A 19,310-nucleotide genomic window follows, 5' to 3' on the forward strand; every position below is an offset into this window, starting at 1 on the left:
GGGTAGGGTTGCGGCATGAGAGCTGATGAACAGCAGGTGGATCTGCTCTATCTGCGGACCGGGGGAGTGGGCTGGGGGCCCATTGACCAGCTCGCGGACCTCATCGCCAGGCTCCTCCCAGCGAACTTGACCGTTGTCGCCGACGTCGGCCGCCCTGGACGACTCCGGCAGCTGTCGTGCCTCCTGCCGGCGACTCGAAGGCGGAACGGTCGCCACCTGCTCGTCCTCGCGTCGGTTCCCGGCCAGCTCGTCTACACCAGCAGCCGCGACTTGTGGATCCGTGGCTATGAATCCGTCTCGGCCTGGGTGATCGACAGCTTCTGGACCGACCGGATCTCCCGCTTCGCGCGGCGAACCGGCCGGTTCGACCATGTCTTCATCACCGATCGGGACCTGCTCGGCGAGTGGCAGGATGCCGTTGGCACAGTCACATGGCTCCCCTGGGGTGCCGACTGCCTCGCCGTCCCCACCGCGGATCCGTCGGCTGACCGCCCTGTGGACCTGCTGCGCACGGGGCGCCAGCCTGCCGCCTGGGATGACGATGCCGCCACCGCGGACGCCGCCCGCCGGCAGGGCCTTGTATTCGCCGGGCGGCCTCCCTTCCACGAGGACCCCGCCGCGAACCAACAGGCGCTCACGGATGCGCTGCGCGCAGCCAAGTTCGCCCTCGCCCACACGAACCTCGTCGACGATTCCACGTATACACACCCCACCCGCGAATACATCACCGGTCGGTGGATGGCTGCCCTCGCGGCCGGAACCCCCGTGGTGGGCCGCGCCCCAGCAGCCGCCTCATGGACGCTGTGGGACGACGCGTGTCTCGACGTCGACCCGTTCGACCTCGAGAGCGGCATGGAGCAGATCGCCCAGTACGCCGCCGCGTGGTCCCCGCAGAAGGCGGCGGAGACGCAGAGGCAGGCGCGAGCCGCCATCGACTGGAGGTATCGAGTCCGGACGATCGCCGCTGTGATCGGCCTTCCCGAAACAGATGAGCTGCGCTCCGACCTCGCCCGACTCAGTGCTCTCACCCAGCGGGGCATGACCGGAACGGAGACGGATAAGTGAGCACGGTTGACGTCTCTTGCCGACAACGGCAGCACCGATGCCACCGCCGCGGTTGTCCGCTCCCTCAGTGGGGAGTTGCCCGTGCGGTGGGTGGAAGCATCTGGTCCGGCCTCCGCGTCCCACGCGCGGAACGTGGGTGCCAGCGCCGCCGAGGGCAGGATCCTCGCATTCTGCGACGCCGACGATGAGACCAGCCCCGGGTGGGTCGATGCTCACCGTCGCGCCGTCGAGCAATCCGGCGGCGCGATCTCCGGCGGACTTCTCAACCACACCCGACACAACGACGCGGACGTTCTCTTCGCCTACGGCATCGACCCGTCCACTGACCCTCCTTTCGACCCACCCGCAGACGAACCCGTCGTCAGAGAATCGACGAGCGGGTTCGCTGGATACCTGCCCACAGTTGCCGGTGGAAACTTCGCGATGCTCCGGCAGGACTATTTCGCCGTTGGCGGGATGGACCCTTCTTATCCCGGCGGCGCCGAGGAGACCGACTTCGCGTGGCGAGCCCAAGAAGCCGGGCATCGAGTTGTGATGTGCGGCCGGGCGATGGTCGCCTACGACCTGCAGACCACGATGCGGGGCCCGCTCCGGCAACAGCGCATCCAGCAGCGCGCGCGGATCCTGCTGTGGATCCGCCACCGGGACCGCGGAATGAACGGTCCCAGCCTGAAGGCGTCCCTGCCCGCCGTCGCCCACCTTGTGCTGACGGCGCCAGTCCGGCTGCGCACACGAGCCCAGCGGCTCCGGTGGGCCTACCTGCTCAGAGCACACATCGGGGCGCTCGAGGGGATGGTCCAGTACCGCCTGTTTCCTAGAAGGACGACTCTGTGATGCCTCGCTTCCTCCATCTTCTGCGCGACCGCGTCCGGGAGACGCTTGCTCATGTCGCATCCGGCCCCGCTACCCGCCGCGCAGCCGACGGAGCACACCGGCCCATCCATATGGGTGCGGGCACCTGGATCGGCGCCGGCGCGATCATCTTCCCGGGCGTCACCATCGGCCCCGGCAGCATCGTCGGTGCTGGAGCGGTGGTCACGAAGGATGCGCCGGCGAACACGGTGATCGCCGGGGTTCCCGCCCGGCCCATCCGGGAACTGGACAAAGGCGGGTCCACCTCTGCGTAACTGACCACTCTGTTGGTCGAACTGAATCAGCGGCGCCTCAGATTCTGCTAGGTTCGCCGTATGCTGACGACTTTCCGCAGGGCCATGGGGATCCATCGAGCGATCCTCCCCGCCGAGAGCACCCGTTGGCTGTATCTCGCCATGGTCGGCTCCCTCCTCGTCGCCGCGCTCGACATGGTCGGCGTTGCCGCCACCATGCCGCTGATGCTGCTGGCTACCGGAGCACCACCGGGACAGCTCACGAGCGCCGTCCTGGAGCCGTTCGGCGTGACCAGCCTCGGCGGCTCCCTGATCGCCCTCGCGGCGCTGGTCGGCTGCATCTTCATCCTCAAATCCGTGCTCACCATCGCCTTCCGCTATTGGGTGGTCGGCAAGTCGGAGCGCCTCAACGCGCTCGCATCGGCTCGTCTGCTCGAGCAGTACGCGCTGTCCTCCTACGCCGTCCACCGCACACGCGACGCAGCGGATATGCACCGTCAGATCAACACGTCGGTCATGCAGGTGTTCACCGGGGTCATCGCCGCGTCCATCACCCTGGTCGTGGACATCCTCACCCTCCTGCTCACGCTGGTCGTCCTCCTCATCGTCTCGCCGTGGGGAACCCTTGCCGCCGTCGTCGTGTTCGGGGGTGCAGTGGTGGGCACGCAGATGCTGGTGCGGCGGGAGCAGCGCCGCGCCGGCGAGGTCATCTCCGAGCACGCGAAGGACTCCTGGAGTGCGCTGATCCCCATCGTCGACGGATTCCGCGAAGTCCGCCTCTCCCGCGCCGAGCAGAACTACGTGGAGGGGTTCCGTCGGGCCAAACTGAAGCAGAGCGCCGCGCAGCGCAACCTGTTGGTCCTCACCGAGCTGCCCCGCTACGTCCTCGAAGTCGCCCTGATCGCCGGCATCGGCATGATCGCAGGGATCCTCACGGTGACGTCCTCCGGCGGCACCATCATCGCGATCCTCGGCGTGTTCACCGCAGCGGCTGCCCGCATGCTGCCCACTCTGCAGCGTCTGGGCACCTCCCTCGGCTCGATCCGGTCCAGCGAAGTCGGCATCGACCAGCTGGAGGGCCTTCTTCCCACCTTCCGGCATGCGGATCTTGTCAGCGTCCCAGACGAAGCGCCTGCTGATGAGCTCGTCGGCGACATCGAACTGCGCGGGGTCGGCTTCCATTACCCCGACACGGAGGAGTTCTCGGTCAAGGACGTCAGCACCACCATCGCCTACGGGTCGTCCGTCGCATTCGTCGGTGCGTCCGGAGCGGGCAAGTCGACCCTGCTGGACATCCTCCTCGGCCTGTTCGACCCCACCGAGGGGGAGGTGCTCGCGAACGGCCACCGGATCCACGCATCCCCCGGCGCCTGGATGCAGTCGGTCGGTGTCGTCAGTCAGGACGTCTACCTCGTCAACGACACGGTCCGCGCCAACATCGCATTCGGGCAGTCGCCGGACAGCGTCGACGACGCGAAGATCCTCGACGCCGTGCACCGCGCCCAACTCGGTTCCCTCCTCGACGACCTGCCCGACGGGCTCGACACCCGGCTCGGTGAACGCGGGGTGCGGATCTCGGGAGGTCAGCGCCAGCGCATCGGGATCGCCCGTGCCCTGTACCGCGATCCGGCGTTCCTCGTCCTGGACGAAGCCACCTCCGCCCTCGACAACATCACCGAGAAGCGCATCACCGAAACCATCGAAGCGCTCTCCGGAGAACTCACCATCATCCTCGTCGCGCATCGTCTCAGTACGATCCGGAACGTCGACTCCGTCGTGTTCATGGACAATGGCCGGCTCGTGGCCGAAGGGCCCTTCGAGCATGTTGCTGAGGTCAACGACCACTTCGCTGAACTCGTTCGGCTCGGGAAGCTCGTCTGACCGAACCCCGCTCCGCCGCCGCAGATCGGAGCAACCATGGGTATTCGCTCAACCGTCGACTCACTGCGCCTCCGAGCCGGTATCGCCAAACGGAACCAGGTGCTGCGCTTCGGCAGCTTGCGCCTCCTTCACCTGGTGGCGCCCGACGCGGTCCGCGGCGGCAACTACCTGTACCTCTGGCTCTGGGCGCACAGCCACCAGAGCCCGCTGCGGACGATCGTCGTGGAACATCGCGACAACAGGGAAGCCTGGCTCGCAGAGTTCCCCCGCCCTGCAGGACCTGACCACTGGTTCGGGAACCGGTGAGGCGAGCGATGCTGAGCGCTGGCCGTTCTGGTCGATGAAGATCGGCATCGACTTCAGCGAACGGGACCTCACCGACTTCAGCCGCCGCCGCCTGCTCACATCACCCCACTTCCAGCGCCGTCTCGCGGCTGCGGACGCAGTGCGCACCGAGGGGGAGGTGCTGGTGAACGTCCGTCGCGGTGACTACTACACGCCGCAGTTCCGGGGACGCTTCGGCATTGATGTCCGCAGCTACGTGGAGCGGGCACTGGCTCTGCACCGCCAGTACGGCCCCATCAACGGCGTTCGGTTCGTCTCGGATGACGTCGCCTGGTGCCGCGAGCACCTCACCGACCTGGTGCCCGGTGTCCCGGTGGAGTACGGGTCGGCGGGCGAGAGCATGTTCGATGACCTGGCCGCTGTTGCCGCAGCGCCGCGACTGGTGCTGGCGAACTCCACATTCTCCTACTGGGGCGGGTTCATCGCGTCCGTTCTGGACCCGGGCGCGCAGATCATCGGTCCGGCGGAGCACGAACGCGGTCACGACCAGAACACCCCCACGTGGTTCCCGCGGGCCTGGAAGAGGCTGCCCGTCGACTGGCTGGACGACCCCGAGTCCCCAGCTATCGTGGGGTAGCTCGACCACGCCCCCGAGGTCAGCGTGGTCATCCCCTGCTTCAACGCCGCGCCGACCCTGCCGATGCAGCTGGAGGCGCTCTTCACTCAGGAGGACGCTCCATCGTTCGAGATCATCGTGGCGGACAACCGGTCGACCGACGACCTCGATGCCGTCATCGCCGTCGCGGTCCCTCCGCCCGGTGTCCAGGTGCGCTTCGTGCGGGCCGACGCCATCGCCGGCGCTGGCTATGCCCGCAACGTCGCCATGGCGGCGGCCAGGGCCGATCGGCTCATGTTCTGCGATGCCGATGATGTCGTCTCCCGCTGGTGGGTGGCGCACGGAATCCAAGCGTTCCGCGACGCCGAAGTGTGGAGCGGCTCCTGCCACCCGGTGCCGGATGCGGCGTTCGACGGCGGCGTCGATGCCGTGCGCGCTCTCATCGACGACTCCCCGGACTGGTTGCCGTCCGTCCGGGAACAGGAGGGCACCGCATTTCCGATCCTGATGGGCGGAGACTTCGGCGCGACCGCTGAGGCGCTGCGCCGTATCGGCGGGTTCGACGTCACTATTCCCGCCGGCGGTGAGGACAATGACTTCGCGGTCCGTGCTGTCCGCGCCGGCTACCCGGCCGTCTCCTGCAAGGTCGCTCGAATCGCCTATCGCCAGCGCCGGGAACCCCGTGCGCGGGCACGGGAAGCAGTGCGGGCGGCACGGACCCACGCACTGCTCGCCAACCGGTTCGGCCTCTGGGACCGGTCGCACTTCCGAAACTGGCCGTCCGCGCTCGCTCGAACCGGTGCGGCAGCAGGGCGCATGGCACTGCGCCCGCGCGCCGAGCAGGACTGGTGGGCGGTGGGGACCCGAGCGGCGGTGGCGGCAGCCGTCGGCTTCGACCCGAGGAGCGCGCGCTTCATCCGGGCACAGTACGTGAGCCTCGCGCATGCTCTCGGCCGCGACCGGGATCTCGACGCGCGGGTGCTGCCGGTGCTATGGGAGCTGGCGATCCGAGCCAGAGCCACCGGGGTCCCGTGGTGGGAGACCGTTCGGATGACCTGGCGTGCCCGGCGCGGCGCTCCAACAATGAAGGCATGGGGCTATCGGACAGCGCTCGCGCTCATCCCTCGTCGCTGAGGATCAGCCACCGCAACTGACGATCACCCCTCCAGCTGCGCGGTGGTCACACATGTCGGCGAATCCGGCATCGTCGAGATCGGCAGCTCCGCGGACCTCCCGGACGCCCCATGCTCGATCCGCAGAGTCGCCTTCTGCATCCCGGCGGGCAGCCACAGGCCGAAGAACCCGTTGTCATGCGTGGTGACCTTCTCACCGCTCGGCAGCTCACCGGACGGCGCGGCCCCGTCGGCCGCCTCCACCGTCACCGTCAGCTCCTCGCTCGCCATCTCGCCCCGGCAGGTGGTCAGCGAATGCAGGAAGCAGTCGTGCGTCTGGGCCGCGTACGGCGCCACCGACACGTAGAACATCCCCTCCGGCAGCGACAGCGCGAGCGCCTCCTCCGTTGCGACATCCGTCAGCAGCAGCTGATCGTGCTGGACCTGCGCCAGGAAGTCCCGGGAGCGGTCCGACACGGGCGTCGACTCCAGCTCGTCGATGACCTCGCGCGCATCGCGGCCGTGGAACGGGGCGAGCACGGACCCGTCGGCCTCCCCGTCCGCCGGCGCCGACGGATCCGTCGCCATCGGGGTGGCGCTCCGGGAGCATGCGGCGAGCAGGCCGACGGCCGCGACCAGCGGCACGGCCCCCAGAACAGCGCGGCGGGACTCATTCATAGCGTCACCCTAGCAAACCCCGCGCATACCCCATGGGGGCATCGGTCCCGGAACGCGCAGCCGGTCTCACCAGCGTGTTCTACGCTGAAACCATGAGCACCACAGCACCCACGGTCTGGCAGAAGATCGACCGGACGGACGCCCTCCGAGTCGGATTCGTGGTGCTGTGCGCGGTCCTCGTGTTCGCCGGCCTGCGCTGGCCCGCCCCCGTCGCCGTCATCGGCCTCGGCGTAGGGCTGTGGCCGATCCTCACCGAAGCGTGGCAGGACATCCGCGGGCGCCGCATGAGCATGGAGCTGTCCATGCTGATCGCCATCGTCGCCGCCGCAGCGATCGGCGAATGGACCACCGCCCTCGTCATCACCGTGTTCGTGCTCGCCGCCGAGATCCTCGAAGACCTCGCCCTCGAGCGCGGCCGCGGCGCCCTCACCTCTCTGATGGAGTTCCTGCCGGACGACGTCCAGGTGCGCCGCGACGGCCACATCCGCACCATCCCCCTGGACCAGCTGGCCGAAGGCGACACCGTCATCGTCACCCCCGGTGAGCGCATCGCCGTGGACGGCGTCGTCACCGCCGGCGAATCCACCGCCGACCAAGCGTCCATCACCGGCGAATCCGTCCCCGTGGACCTCGTACCCGGCAGCGAAGTGTTCGCCGGCTCCATCAACCAAGTCGGTGCCCTCGAAGTGCGCGCCGAGAAGGTCGGCGCCGACTCCTCGTACGGCCGGATCGTCACCGCCGTGCAGGACGCACAGGAGCAGGCGCCGCCCGTGCAGCGCCTCGCCGACCGGCTCGCCTCGTACCTCGTGTACCTCGCGCTCGGCGGCGCAGTCATCACCTTCCTCATCACGCAGGACATCCGCTCCACCATCGCCGTGATCATCGTGGCCGGGGCGTGCGGCGTCGCCGCCGGCACCCCGCTCGCCGTTCTCGCCGCGATCGCCCGCATCGCCCGCACCGGCGCGTTCGTCAAGGGCGGCGCCCACCTCGAGGCCCTGTCCGAGGTGGACGTGGTCGCCTTCGACAAGACCGGCACCCTCACCACCGGCACCCCGCGCGTGGTGGGCCTCCGCCCCGCCGACGGGGTCAGCGAAAAGCATCTGCTGCTGACCGCCGCCAGCGCCGAACAGTTCTCCGAGCATCCCCTCGCCGCACCGATCGTCGACCTGGCGCGCAAGCTCGGCATCGCCCTCATGCCCGCCGACGACTTCGAGTACCGCGTCGGCTCCGGCATCGCCGCCCGCATCAATGGTCACGAGGTCACCGTCGGCTCCCGCCGCCTCATCCCCGACGCCCCGCGGGTGGTCCGCGACCAGGGGGAGGCGACCGCGGTGCACGTGGCGGTCGACGGGCGCTGCATCGGCACGGTGCTGCTCGCTGACACGATCCGCGACTCCGCGAAGACGATGATCAGCGAACTGACCCGCCGCGGCATCCGCACTCTCATCATCACCGGCGACACCGAACCCACTGCCCGCGCTGTGGCCCGCGAACTCGGCATCACCGATGTGCGCGCCGAACTGCTGCCGCACGAGAAGCTCGAGGTGATCCGTCAGGAGCGGGAAGCGGGGCACCGCCTCGCCATGATCGGCGACGGCGTCAACGACGCGTCCGCGCTCGCCCACGCGCACGTCGGCGTGGCGATGGGGTCCGGCACCGGGGTGGCGCAGGAGAGCGCCGACGTCATCCTCATCAGCTCGGACCTGCACGATCTGGCCCGCACTGTCGCGATCGCGAAGCGGGCACGCGCGATCGTCATGGCCAACTTCATCGGCACGATCGCGGTGGACGTCATCGGCATCGTCCTCGCCGGTTTCGGCCTTCTGTCGCCGGTCGCTGCGGCGGTCATCCACGTGGGCTCCGAGACGGTGTTCATCCTGAACTCGGCGCGGCTGATCCCGGGGCGCGCCTCGAAGCATGAGCTGAAGGAGTCGCCCAAGGAGGAGGGGCCGGGCAGCGGCCCCGATGGCGGCGCCGGCGCAGATGCTGATGACGCTGCGCGCGGCGGTTCGGGTTCCGGGAAGGCGTTCGGCCTGCTGCCGAAGCGCCCGAAGCGCACCCCCGGCATCACTGTCTGAGGATCGAGCACGGGCTCCACGGCCGTTACCCGCAGCTGACCGCGGGCCGCTGGCGCGCCCAGCCGCCGCGCTTCGCCGTCGAGCGCTGGCGACTGTTCTACGCGTCGGAATCCGCGGCGCGGTGGGACCCGTCGGTCCCCTCGCCGCGCGGTTCGCCGTCCTCCCCGCGCGGCTCGCGGCGCTCCTCGTCTTCCAGCAGCTTGCCGTCCTCATCCACCGGGTTGCCGTGCTCGTCGAGGTAGGCACCGATCTCGTAGTCGTAGGCGACGGGGTTGCCGTCCTCATCGGTGCGGGCGTACCAGTCGGTGAGCTCCTCCGCGTGCGAGTCGTAGCCCGCGCCGGCGGCGTACTCGCCCTCCTCCGGGATCACCCGCAGGGAGAAGTTGTCGCCGTGCTCCTCGATGCCGTACCGCACCGCGTTCGCCACCGCCGACTTCTCGTAGTCGCTGCGGATCACCAGCGGGTCGGTGCGCATCTCCTTGAACAGCGCCACCGCCATCAGCACCAGCACCACCGCGAACGGCAGCGCCGTGATCGTGATCAGGTTCTGCAGGCCCTGCAGCGCATCCTTGCCCGCCATCAGCAGGATCACCACCGCAATGCCGGCCATCAGGATCGCCCAGAACGCCGTCACCCACCGGTTCGGGTTCGGGTTGCCCTTCTGCGACAGCTGCGAGTTCACCAGCGACGCCGAATCCGACGTGGTGATGAAGAAGACCGCGAGCATCACAATCACGATCGGCGCCACGAACTGCGCACCGGGCAGCTGATCCAGCACCGCGAAGAAGATGTCCTCCGGCTTCGGCAGCGCGTCGATGTCGTTGCCCGGCGCGATCCTCTCCCCGTTGTGCCGCTGCAGATAGATGGAGGTGCCGCCGAGGATCGTGAACGCCAGCACGATGATCGTGGACGGAATCGTCAGCACACCGATCACGAACTGGCGCACCGTGCGGCCCTTCGAGATCTTCGCGGTGAACACGCCGACGAACGGCGCCCACGACACCCACCACGCCCAGTAGAACGTGGTCCACGTGGACAGGAACTCATTCATCTCCTCGGAGTCCGCGGTCGTGGCGGACAGCATCTCCGGCAGCTGCGAGAAGTACTGCGTGATCACACCCGGAATGATGTTCACCAGGAACACCGTCGGCCCCGCCACGAAGAAGAACAGCGCCAGCACCATCGCCAGCATCAGGTTCACGTTCGACAGGCGCTTGATGCCCTTCGCCACGCCGGACACCGCCGAGATGATCGTGCCGATCGTCAGCAGCACGATGATCACCAGCGCGAGAGTGTTCGCCCCCGGCGACCAGCCCGTCACGAGCGTGAAGCCGGAGCCGATCTGCAGGGCGCCGATGCCGAGCGAGGCGGCCGTCCCGAACAGTGTGGCGATGATGGCGAGTCCGTCGATGATGCGCGCCGGCACACTGTCCGTGCCGCCGCCCCACAGCGGGGTGAGGATCGAACTCATCAGCGGCACGCGGCCGCGACGGAACGACACGTAGGCGACCGCGAGGCCGACGATCGCGTAGATTGCCCACGCGTTCACGCCCCAGTGCAGCGCCGCCTGCACCATCGCACCCTTCACCGCCTCCATCGACGCCGGCTCGTACGCGCCGGGTCGCGGAGACAGGTAGTAGGTCATCGGCTCGTACGGGCCGAAGAAGATGATGCCGATGCCGATGCCCGCGCCGAACAGCATCGCCGCCCACGACACGGTCGAATACTCCGGCTTGTCGCCCTCGAGCCCCAGCGGGATCCGGCCGTACTTCGAGAACGCAAGGAACAGCAGGAACAGCACCATGCCGATGGCGAGGCTGTTGAACACCCAGCCGAGGTTCGTCATGATCCAGCCGAGAGCGGCGGTGGTCGCGGCGAGCACCACGTCCGGCTGGATGACGCCCCACAGCACGAACCCGGTGACGGCGGCGCCCACGATGATCAGCATCGGCTTGTCGATGCCGTAGCGGATGCGCTGATCGTCCACATCCACACCGGGAACGAGCGCCGGGTGGATGTTGTGCGGGTAGCGGTCCATCTCCTTGAAGAAGCGCCCCGCGGCCTGTTTCGCCCGGGCGGGGGCGCCGACGGGTGCCGCCGCGGCACCGGCGGAGGGGGTGCCCGGGGCCGCAGGATGCGCAGCGGCGCGGCGGGCGGCTGCTGTGGACTGCTCGGACGGGTCGGACGTGTGCGGGGGAGTCATCGGTTCACCGTGCTTCGCAACTGGGGGCGGCTCGCGGGTCGAGCCGGCGATCTGCTGTTCAACCGTACAGCGAACCGAGCGAAAGCGCAGGGCACGGGCCCGGGGAGGGAACCCGTCGGCCTCCTTCTCAGCGGCCGACGGGGCGCCGCATGTAGAACGGCTCCAGGTACTCCTCGAGACCCCGAGCCGAGCCCTCGCGCCCCAGGCCGGACTGCTTCACGCCGCCGAACGGCGCCGCCGCATCCGAGGCGACGCCCACGTTGATCGCCAGCATGCCCGACTCGATGCTCTGCACCACGGCGTCGACCTCAGCGGGGTCCTCGCCGATCACGTAGCTCATCAGGCCGAACTCAGTGTCGTTCGCCGCCTCGATCATCTCCTCAACATCGTCCATCACGATGATCGGGGCGATCGGCCCGAAGATCTCCTCCCTGTTGACCCGCGCGGAGCGGGGCACATCGCCGAGCACCGTCGGCTGGAAGAAGTGACCGGGCCCATCCACACGGGCCCCGCCGGTGAGAACAGAAGCGCCGCAGTCGACTGCGTCCTGCACGAGCTCTTCGATCTTGTCGACCGCCTTCGCCTCCACCATCGGGCCCATCGTGGTGCCGTCCTCCACGCCGGGGCCCACCACCAGGTGTTTTGTCTCCTCCACGAGGCGGCGCGTGAACTCCTCCGCCACGCTCGCGTGCACATAGAACCGGTTCGCGGCCGTGCACGCCTCACCGTTGTTGCGGAACTTCGCCGGCATCGCCGCCTCGACCGCCGTGTCGATGTCCGCACTGGGCAGAACGAGGAACGGGGCATTGCCGCCCAGCTCCATCGACGACTTCAGGACCCCGTCGGCCGCCAGCTTCAGCAGCTCCTTGCCCACAGCCGTGGAGCCGGTGAACGACACCTTCCGCAGGCGGGGGTCCGCCATCAGCGTGGAGGACAGCGCACCGGAATCCTTCGTGACAACGCAGTTGACGACCCCGTCGGGCACGCCCGCGTCCTTCAGCGTCTGCATCAGCAGCAGCATCGACAGCGGCGTCAGCCCCGCGGGCTTGACCACCACGGTGCAGCCCGCCGCGAGCGCCGGCCCCACCTTCCGCGTCCCCATCGACAGCGGGAAGTTCCACGGCGTGATCGCGAGGACCGGCCCCACGGGGCGCATGCCCACCGTGATGGTGTGATCGGCCGACGGGGCCCGGCCGTACCCACCGGGCAGGCGCACTGCCTCCTCGCTGTACCAGCGGAAGAACTCCGCGCCGTAGGTGACCTCGCCGTACGCCTCCTCGAGGGGCTTGCCCATCTCGAGCGTCATGAGGAGGGCGAAGTCATCAGCGCGCTCCAGGAGGAGGTCGTAGGCGCGGCGGAGGATGTCGGAGCGGGTGCGGGGAGCGGTGGCCGCCCAGTCCCGCTGGGCGGCGACGGCGGCATCGAGTGCGGCGGTGCCGACCTCGGCGGCGTCGGCGTCGCCCACCTCCACGAGGGTCTCCTCCGTGGCGGGGTTCTCCACCGGGAACGTGCGGCCGGCCTCGATGAACTCGCCGCCCACGAACGAGGTGGTGGGGATGCGGCCGAGCAGATCGGCGATCCGCTCCTCGGTGACGGCGGGACGCTTCGAATCGGCGGACATATCGCTCTCCTCACTGAGTGGCGTCGCGTTGGCGGATCTGCCGACGCTGTGCGGGATGGCGCGGCGCAGGCGGCGCAGCGGATCTCCTCGGATCGTATATGAAGCCTGGGTCACATTCCAGGGGATTGCAGCGACCCGACCCGCGACCTCAGATCTGGGCGCGCACGCACTGAAGCGGGCCGCGGTTCCGCGGGCCGGCATATACGATCCGCGAATTCCTGCCCGCACCGCCGCCGACGCCGGTAGAGTGCCGCGCATGTGAGCGCCACCACATCGCGCTGGGTGCGGTGCGGTGGATGGGCGGCACCCGTCGGCCCCTCGGCTCGCACCCCCGACCCCGCGCCCCGGACCGCAAGGAGGCCCGCATGTCCGCCGCAGCCACCACCGCAAACCCCGACCACTTCGAGGTGTCCCCCACGGAGCGCCGACGCGTCATCGGCGCCACCATCGTGGGCACCACCATCGAGTGGTAAGACTTCTTCATCTACGCCTTCGCCGCCAACCTCGTGTTCGGCACCCTCTTCTTCGAACCCGCCGGCGAAGGACTCAAACACGTCCTCGCGCTGCTCACCATCGGCCTGTCCTTCCTGTTCCGGCCCTTCGGTGCGTTCCTCACCGGCCACTTCGGCGACAAGATCGGGCGACGACCCATGCTCGTCATCACCCTGCTGCTGATGGGCATCGCCACCACCTGCGTGGGCCTGCTGCCCACCTACGCCACCATCGGCATCGCCGCCCCGATCATTCTGATGTTCCTGCGTGTCCTGCAGGGCATGGCCGCCGGCGGCGAATGGGGCGGCGCCGTCCTCATGTCGGTGGAGCACGCCGGCCCCGGCCAGCGCGGCCGCTTCGGCATGTACCCGCAGCTCGGTGTGCCCGCCGGCATGCTCCTCGCCTCCGGCGCCCTCGCCCTGATGACCACCATCGCCCCGGGCGACGCGTTCCTCTCCTGGGGCTGGCGCGTGCCGTTCCTCGCATCGTTCCTGCTGATCGCGGTCGGCATGTACATCCGCTCCCAGGTGTCGGAATCACCGGTGTTCGAGCACATGCGTGAGACCGCGCAGCGCGAGACCCAGCCGATCGCCGTGCTGATGAAGAGCCACTGGAAGCTGGTGCTGACCGCCGCGCTCGTGTTCGTCGGCAACAGCGCCGTCGGCTACATGGTGACCGGCGGCTTCGTGCAGGGCCTCGCGTCCCGGCCGCAGTCCGACGGAGGCCTCGGATACAACCCGACCCACGTCCAGCTGGCGGTGCTCGTGGCCGCCGTGGTGTGGATGGTCTTCACCTTCATCGCCGGCATCCTCTCCGACCGCATCGGCCGGCGCCCCGCCTACCTCATCGGCTACGCCCTGCTCGCCGCCGCCGTCATCCCCCTGTTCCTGTTCGTGGACATGGGCGTGATCGGTGTCCTCATCGGCTGCTGCCTGCTGTCGGTGGTCCTCGGCTTCACCTACGGACCGCAGTCCGCGTGGTACGCCGAGACGTTCCCCGCGTCGGTCCGCTTCTCCGGCGTGTCGATCTCGTACGCGATCGCTGCGATCCTCGGTGGTGCGTTCGCGCCGTCGATCGCGCAGACCCTTCTGCAGCAGACCGGCACCACGTGGGCGATCGTCGGGTACCTGCTGGTCACGATCGCGGTGGCGACCACCGGCGCGCTGCTGCTGCGCGACCGGCCCGGCAGCCCGCTGGACGCCGAGTTCGAAGAGTCCGGCGAGTGGGAGACCTGGAAGCCGGCGCCTCGCCCCGCCACGGCCTGAGCCGGGGGTCGGGCGACGGTCACGGCCCGCCGCCCGGCCCAGGCCCCGCGCCGCGCGGGTCAGATGTCTGCGATGACCTGATCGTCCTCGGCCACGGTGCGGATCTCCGCCCGCGCGGCACCGTCCTCGCCGTCTGAGGCGGACCCGCCGAGAGTCGAAATGACCCCCGCCTCCGCATGCGCACCGCCGCCGAAACCGCCCGGCTTCCCGGCGGGCTGACCGGACGCACTGCGCTCGCGCAGCAGGTCGCGGCCCTCTGCCAGCACCCGGCGCGCCTCAACCGCAGCCGGCGCGTCCGCATCCAGCAGGATCGGTGCGAAGAACTCACCCACCAGCTCCGGGCGATCCAGCGGCAGCACCGCCGACACGTACATGTCCGGCCGCACGATGATCACCGCACCGTCACGCGACACACCGCGGCGGTCGAAGATGTCATCGCCCTCCTCCGCGGCGTACACCAGCTCCTGGTCCCGCACCTGGAACGGGCCGAACCGGGGACGGAACACGTCCGGCACATCCTGAGGCTCGAATGCGTTGTGGTCGTCCTGGTAGATGACCTTGACGTCGAACAGCGCACCTGCATCATCGGCACGCGTCCAATCGGCGTCGCGGGCGCCGCGGTTCGGCGACTGCGTGCGCACATACGGCGAGGACGGATCCTCCGCGAACCAGCGCGCCCACGCCCGCACCGCCGACTCCTCCGACGCCGCCGGCGCAGAATCCGCGAACACGTAGATCCGCCAGCGCCCGTCGGCCCGCATATGGTGACCGAGCTCCACCGGCACCGCGTCGCAGTGACGGCGCACCGGTGCGGAGCGGAAGCGCTTGCCGAGCGGGAACCCGTCGGCCAGCGACTGGTCCGACAGGTCCGACGTCAGCAGCTGGCCGCGCACATACGTCACCCCGAACCCGGACGCCTGCTCCTCGCTCTTCACATAGTGCGCGGTGACCTCCTCGGGGTCCACACCGCCGAGCTCCGGATGCTCCGGGTCGAACGTGCGGGCGCCCATCAGCGTGGACCATTCGCGGTCGAACTCGATGAGTTTGCGGGCCACGTCCTGACGCTCCTGCGAATACGTGTCCAGCAGGCCGGGGACAGCACGCCCCGTGAGGACATGGCCGAGCTTCCAGCCGAGGTTGAACGCGTCCTGCATCGACACGTTCATGCCCTGCCCCGCCTTCGCCGAATGCGTATGGCATGCGTCCCCGGCGGTGAACACGCGCGGATGCTTCGAGCCGCGCTCATCGGGGCGGACGTCATCGAACGAGTCGGTGACGCGCTGCCCCACCTCGTACACCGACCACCACGCCACATGCCGCACATCCAGGGTGTACGGGCGCATGATCGCCTGCGCGGTCTCCACGATCGTGGACAGGGGCGTAGCACGCACCTTCTCCTTGCCGCCGTCCGGGATCTCCCCGAGGTCCACGTAGATCCGCACCAGGGAGTTGCCCTCGCGCGGGATGTAGAGGATGGAGCCGGAGGTGGACTGGATCGCGCATTTCGTGCGGTAGTCGGGGAAGTCGGAGTCGGCGAGGACGTCCATGACGCCCCACGCGTGGTTGCGGGAATCGCCGTGCATCTTGCCGCCGATGTCGCGCCGCACCTGCGAATGCGCACCGTCGCAGCCCACGGCGTACTTCGCCCGCACCGTCCGCTTCTCACCCTCGTCCTCGCCGGCGGAGCGGACCAGGTGCGCTGTCACGGGATGGGTGGCCGACGGGTCCGCGGAGACCTCCAGGTGCTCCAGCGCCCAGCCGTAGTCGGGCCGCAGCCGGGCCGGGGAGTTCGCGGCGAACTCCGCGAAGTAGTCCTGGACGCGGGCCTGGTTGCAGATGACGTGCGGGAACTCCGAAAGCACGCCGTCGCGGTCATGCGCGGAGTCCTTCGTGACCTCGGCGCGGTAGATGTGGTCGCGGTTCTCCTTCGAGGGGCGCCAGAAGGACATCTCGGTGATCTCGTACGCCTCCTGCAGGAGGCGGTCGGCGAACCCGAACGCCTGGAACGTCTCGATGGAGCGGGCCTGGAGCCCGTCGGCCTGCCCGATCTCGAGGCGGCGGTCGCGCTTCTCGATGATGCGGCAGGTGACCTCTGGGAACTGCGACATCTGCGCCGCCAGCAGCATGCCGGCTGGGCCGGTGCCGACGATCAGCACATCCATCTCGTCCGGCAGGTCGTCCGGGCGGTCCACGCCGCGCCCGGCGGCGGGTTCGATGCGGGGGTCGCTGATGACGTACCCGTGGTGGTGGAACTGCATTGGTCGTCCTCTCGGGTGAACAGGGGCGGCCGGTGGCCGGGTGACGGCGGGCGGCCGGTGGGCAGCAGGGGTCTCAGTAGGCGGCTGGGGTGTCAGGCGAGCCGGGGGCGTGCTCCAGCGGCTCACCGGGGTGGCCCTTGGACCAGCGGCGGTGACGGTCCACTGCGGCGATCGCGCCCTGCACCATCAGGGTGACGTCCGCGGACACCACCACGAAGTCGACATCATGGTCCCGCCAGCGGTCCGCCACCGCGGGAGCGAACGCGTTGATGCCGACGGGCACCCCCGCCTCCTGCGCGATGGCGATCACCTGCTCCACCGCCTCCACCACCTCGGGTGCGCCCGGGTTGTTCGGGTAGCCCATGGACCCGGCGAGATCGGCGGGACCGATGAAGATGCCGGAGACGCCGTCGGTGCCGGCGATGTCACGGGCGTTCTCCACACCGGCACTGGACTCGATCTGCACGATCACGTTGACGTGCTGGTCGGCCTGGTGCACGTACTCCGGCACCTGGCCCCAGCGGGAGGAGCGGGCGAGAGCAGCGCCGATGCCGCGGGCGCCGTACCGGCCGCCCTTCTCACCCGGGTAGCGGGCGGCGTCAACAGCGGCGCGGGCCTGCTCACCGGTGCCGACCTTCGGGATGATGAGGTTCTGCGCGCCGATGTCCAGCACCTGCTTGATGCGGACCGTGTCGTTCCACGGCACCCGCACCAGCGGGGTGGCGGGGTAGGCGGCGGTGGCCTGCAGAACCCGCAGGATGCCGTCGAGCTCCATCGGGCCGTGCTCACCGTCGATGATGAGGAAGTCCGCCCCGCTGGAGGCGAGGATCTCCCCGGCCACGGAGGAACCGGAGGAGTTCCACAGGCCCACCAGGGGCCGGAACCCGTCGGCCCGCCCCTCGGCGGCGGCGCGGGCCTCATCGACCCGCTGGTGGAAGGTCGGCGGCAGGATCACGCCGCGGGCGCGGGCATCCGCCATGGTCCGGTCGATCTCGTGACTCATTCGAAGGACACCTCCACTGCCCCCAGGTCCTGGTACTCCACCCGGAAATGATCGCCCACCTCGGCCCACACGGGCCGGGTGAAGGAGCCGGCGAGGATGGTGTCGCCGGCGCGAAGACCGTCGCCGTGACCGGCGATCCTGTTGACCAGCCACGCCGCGGACAGCGCCGGGTCGCCGAGGACCCCGCCGGACACTCCGGTCTCGGTGATCTGGTCGTTGACGAAGCACTGAGCACCGATCCACCGCAGGTCACGGGCGTCCGGCGCGAAGCGGAGGTCCTCACCGCCGAGGACCATGGCGCCGAGGGCGGCGTTGTCGCTGATGGTGTCGACGATCGTGCGGCCCTTCAGCTGCACGTGCGCGTCGAGGATCTCCAGCGCCGGCACCACGTAGTCGGTGGCGGCGATGACGTCCGCTGCGCCGATGTCCTCCCGGCCGGGAGTGCCGGCGAGGTCGTGCTTCAGCACGAACGCGAGCTCCACTTCGACCCGCACGTTCGACCAGCGGTCGTGGCGCACGCGCTCACCGGAGGGGATCACCTGGTCGGCGAAGATGACCCCGTAGTCCGGTTCGGTGATGCCGGTGGCGTCCTGCATCGCCTTCGAGGTGAGGCCGATCTTGTGGCCCACCACGGTGCCGCCCTGGTCTTCGCGGCGCTGCCGCCACACGCGCTGCACGGCGTAGGCGTCCTCCACGGTCATGCCGGGGTGGCGCGGGGAGATCAGGTCGATGGTGCCGCCGGTGGTCGCTGCGCGCAGCAGGTCGTCCGCGATGGCGACGGTCTGCTCCTCGGTGAGGGTGCGGCCGGTCTGGGGAACGCCGGTCACAGCTGGTTCCCCAGTTTGAAGCCCTTGGACGCCTCGCCCCGGTAGGTGCCGTCCTCGTCGCCCTCGCGGGTGTAGGAGAACCCGTCGGCGCCGATCGTCACCTCCATCTCGGAGGAGTCGGTGCGCTGGGTGAGCGGCTGGACGGCGCCGTCGAGGTCGAGGACGCGGGAGGCGTCGGTGTACCAGGACGGCACCACCGGGTTGCCCCACCAGTCGCGGCGCTGGTTGTCGTGCACGTCCCAGGTGATGACGGGGTTGTCCGGATCGCCGGTGTAGTAGTCCTGCGTGTACACCTCGATGCGGTGCCCGTCGGGGTCCCGCAGGTACAGGTAGAACGCGTTGGAGACGCCGTGGCGGCCGGGTCCGCGTTCGATCTGGTCGGACAGCCGCAGGGCGCCGAGCTTGTCGCAGATCTGCAGGATGTTGTGCTTCTCGTGGGTGGCGAACGCGATGTGGTGCAGACGGGGCCCGTCACCGCCGGTGAGGGCGGTGTCGTGCACGGTGCCCTTGCGGTGCATCCACGCGGCGTAGGTGGTGCCGGCCTCGTCCTTGATGTCCTCGGTGACGCGGAACCCGAGCTCCTCGAGGTACTTCCGGCCGCGCGGCACATCGGGGGTGACCTGGTTGAAGTGGTCGATGCGGACGAGCTCCCCGGCGGAGATGAGGTCGTAGCGCATATGGAGGCGCTCGGCGTGCTCCACCTCGTGGAAGAACTCGTACGGGAAGCCGAGCGGGTCCTCCACGCGGACGGTGTCGCCGACGCCGCGCACGAACCCGTCGGCCCGCCGCTCCACCCGGCAGCCCATCTCCCGGTAGTACA

16 protein-coding genes are annotated in these 19,310 nt (G+C 69.3%); 8 read left to right on the forward strand and 8 right to left on the reverse strand.

The window, feature by feature from the left end; genetic code table 11:
- Positions 1–15 precede the first annotated feature (15 nt).
- From FHX50_RS09015 to FHX50_RS09030, 4 genes are read left to right on the forward strand one after another with little or no spacing between them, the layout of a single operon-like run.
- On the forward strand, positions 16–1,065 hold the full coding sequence (locus tag FHX50_RS09015; RefSeq protein ID WP_183376774.1) for a glycosyltransferase family 1 protein: 1,050 nt from the start codon (positions 16–18) through the stop codon (positions 1,063–1,065).
- Positions 1,066–1,071: 6 nt separating this feature from the next.
- Entirely contained in the window at positions 1,072–1,899 is an 828-nt protein-coding gene (locus FHX50_RS09020; protein ID WP_183376775.1) for a glycosyltransferase family 2 protein, read from the forward strand.
- Positions 1,899–2,192 carry a DapH/DapD/GlmU-related protein gene (locus FHX50_RS09025; protein ID WP_183376776.1) on the forward strand — a complete coding sequence of 98 codons (294 nt, stop codon included), beginning with the start codon at positions 1,899–1,901 and terminating at the stop codon, positions 2,190–2,192. The genes FHX50_RS09020 and FHX50_RS09025 overlap by 1 nt, the downstream gene beginning before the upstream one ends.
- A gap of 60 nt (positions 2,193–2,252) precedes the next feature.
- Positions 2,253–4,052 carry an ABC transporter ATP-binding protein gene (locus FHX50_RS09030; protein ID WP_183376777.1) on the forward strand — a complete coding sequence of 600 codons (1,800 nt, stop codon included), beginning with the start codon at positions 2,253–2,255 and terminating at the stop codon, positions 4,050–4,052.
- A 60-nt stretch (positions 4,053–4,112) separates the two neighbouring features.
- On the opposite strand, the gene FHX50_RS09035 is transcribed toward FHX50_RS09030, so the two are convergent.
- Positions 4,113–4,406: a hypothetical protein gene (locus FHX50_RS09035; RefSeq protein WP_183376778.1), complete on the reverse strand. Its 294-nt coding sequence runs from the start codon at positions 4,404–4,406 to the stop codon at positions 4,113–4,115.
- On the opposite strand from FHX50_RS09035, the gene FHX50_RS09040 reads away from it, so the two are divergent.
- Positions 4,393–4,974: an alpha-1,2-fucosyltransferase gene (locus tag FHX50_RS09040; RefSeq protein ID WP_183376779.1), complete on the forward strand. Its 582-nt coding sequence runs from the start codon at positions 4,393–4,395 to the stop codon at positions 4,972–4,974. The genes FHX50_RS09035 and FHX50_RS09040 overlap by 14 nt on opposite strands.
- Before the next feature lie 24 nt (positions 4,975–4,998).
- Positions 4,999–6,087, forward strand: a complete 1,089-nt coding sequence (locus FHX50_RS09045; RefSeq protein ID WP_183376780.1) for a glycosyltransferase — start codon at positions 4,999–5,001, stop codon at positions 6,085–6,087.
- Between the two features lie 23 nt (positions 6,088–6,110).
- Here the strand turns inward: FHX50_RS09045 and FHX50_RS09050 are convergent, their stop codons facing one another.
- Positions 6,111–6,743: a CueP family metal-binding protein gene (locus FHX50_RS09050; RefSeq protein WP_183376781.1), complete on the reverse strand. Its 633-nt coding sequence runs from the start codon at positions 6,741–6,743 to the stop codon at positions 6,111–6,113.
- A gap of 92 nt (positions 6,744–6,835) precedes the next feature.
- Between FHX50_RS09050 and FHX50_RS09055 the strand changes: the two genes are divergently transcribed.
- On the forward strand, positions 6,836–8,821 hold the full coding sequence (locus FHX50_RS09055) for a heavy metal translocating P-type ATPase (protein WP_221187305.1): 1,986 nt from the start codon (positions 6,836–6,838) through the stop codon (positions 8,819–8,821).
- A 97-nt stretch (positions 8,822–8,918) separates the two neighbouring features.
- Here FHX50_RS09055 and FHX50_RS09060 read toward each other — a convergent pair whose 3' ends face one another.
- Positions 8,919–11,024, reverse strand: a complete 2,106-nt coding sequence (locus FHX50_RS09060; RefSeq protein WP_221187306.1) for a BCCT family transporter — start codon at positions 11,022–11,024, stop codon at positions 8,919–8,921.
- A gap of 127 nt (positions 11,025–11,151) precedes the next feature.
- Positions 11,152–12,645, reverse strand: a complete 1,494-nt coding sequence (locus FHX50_RS09065) for an NAD-dependent succinate-semialdehyde dehydrogenase (protein WP_183376782.1) — start codon at positions 12,643–12,645, stop codon at positions 11,152–11,154.
- Positions 12,646–13,151: 506 nt separating this feature from the next.
- On the opposite strand from FHX50_RS09065, the gene FHX50_RS09070 reads away from it, so the two are divergent.
- Positions 13,152–14,402, forward strand: a complete 1,251-nt coding sequence (locus tag FHX50_RS09070; protein ID WP_343064082.1) for an MFS transporter — start codon at positions 13,152–13,154, stop codon at positions 14,400–14,402.
- 59 nt (positions 14,403–14,461) lie between these two features.
- Here the strand turns inward: FHX50_RS09070 and FHX50_RS09075 are convergent, their stop codons facing one another.
- From FHX50_RS09075 to hpaD, 4 genes are all read right to left on the reverse strand, one after another.
- Positions 14,462–16,660 carry an FAD-dependent monooxygenase gene (locus FHX50_RS09075; protein ID WP_183376784.1) on the reverse strand — a complete coding sequence of 733 codons (2,199 nt, stop codon included), beginning with the start codon at positions 16,658–16,660 and terminating at the stop codon, positions 14,462–14,464.
- A gap of 73 nt (positions 16,661–16,733) precedes the next feature.
- Positions 16,734–17,663 carry an HpcH/HpaI aldolase family protein gene (locus FHX50_RS09080; RefSeq protein ID WP_246370942.1) on the reverse strand — a complete coding sequence of 310 codons (930 nt, stop codon included), beginning with the start codon at positions 17,661–17,663 and terminating at the stop codon, positions 16,734–16,736.
- On the reverse strand, positions 17,660–18,490 hold the full coding sequence (locus FHX50_RS09085; RefSeq protein ID WP_183376791.1) for a fumarylacetoacetate hydrolase family protein: 831 nt from the start codon (positions 18,488–18,490) through the stop codon (positions 17,660–17,662). The genes FHX50_RS09080 and FHX50_RS09085 overlap by 4 nt, the downstream gene beginning before the upstream one ends.
- Positions 18,487–19,310, reverse strand: an 824-nt coding sequence (gene hpaD, locus FHX50_RS09090) for a 3,4-dihydroxyphenylacetate 2,3-dioxygenase (RefSeq protein WP_183376793.1), incomplete at its 5' end; no start/stop codon positions are given. The genes FHX50_RS09085 and hpaD, both read right to left, overlap by 4 nt.

The sequence above is a fragment of the Helcobacillus massiliensis genome, from assembly GCF_014191425.1.
Classification (GTDB): domain Bacteria; phylum Actinomycetota; class Actinomycetes; order Actinomycetales; family Dermabacteraceae; genus Helcobacillus; species Helcobacillus massiliensis.

Bases quoted from the DNA above. Each gene is read 5' to 3' on its own strand.
- FHX50_RS09015 (WP_183376774.1), top strand. From the start codon at position 16: ATGAGAGCTGATGAACAGCAGGTGGATCTGCTCTATCTGCGGACCGGG.
- FHX50_RS09025 (WP_183376776.1), top strand. From the start codon at position 1,899: ATGCCTCGCTTCCTCCATCTTCTGCGCGACCGCGTCCGGGAGACGCTT.
- FHX50_RS09030 (WP_183376777.1), top strand. From the start codon at position 2,253: ATGCTGACGACTTTCCGCAGGGCCATGGGGATCCATCGAGCGATCCTC.
- FHX50_RS09040 (WP_183376779.1), top strand. From the start codon at position 4,393: ATGAAGATCGGCATCGACTTCAGCGAACGGGACCTCACCGACTTCAGC.
- FHX50_RS09035 (WP_183376778.1), bottom strand. From the start codon at position 4,406: ATGCCGATCTTCATCGACCAGAACGGCCAGCGCTCAGCATCGCTCGCC.
- FHX50_RS09050 (WP_183376781.1), bottom strand. From the start codon at position 6,743: ATGAATGAGTCCCGCCGCGCTGTTCTGGGGGCCGTGCCGCTGGTCGCG.
- FHX50_RS09055 (WP_221187305.1), top strand. From the start codon at position 6,836: ATGAGCACCACAGCACCCACGGTCTGGCAGAAGATCGACCGGACGGAC.
- FHX50_RS09060 (WP_221187306.1), bottom strand. From the start codon at position 11,024: ATGACTCCCCCGCACACGTCCGACCCGTCCGAGCAGTCCACAGCAGCC.
- FHX50_RS09065 (WP_183376782.1), bottom strand. From the start codon at position 12,645: ATGTCCGCCGATTCGAAGCGTCCCGCCGTCACCGAGGAGCGGATCGCC.
- FHX50_RS09075 (WP_183376784.1), bottom strand. From the start codon at position 16,660: ATGCAGTTCCACCACCACGGGTACGTCATCAGCGACCCCCGCATCGAA.
- FHX50_RS09080 (WP_246370942.1), bottom strand. From the start codon at position 17,663: ATGAGTCACGAGATCGACCGGACCATGGCGGATGCCCGCGCCCGCGGC.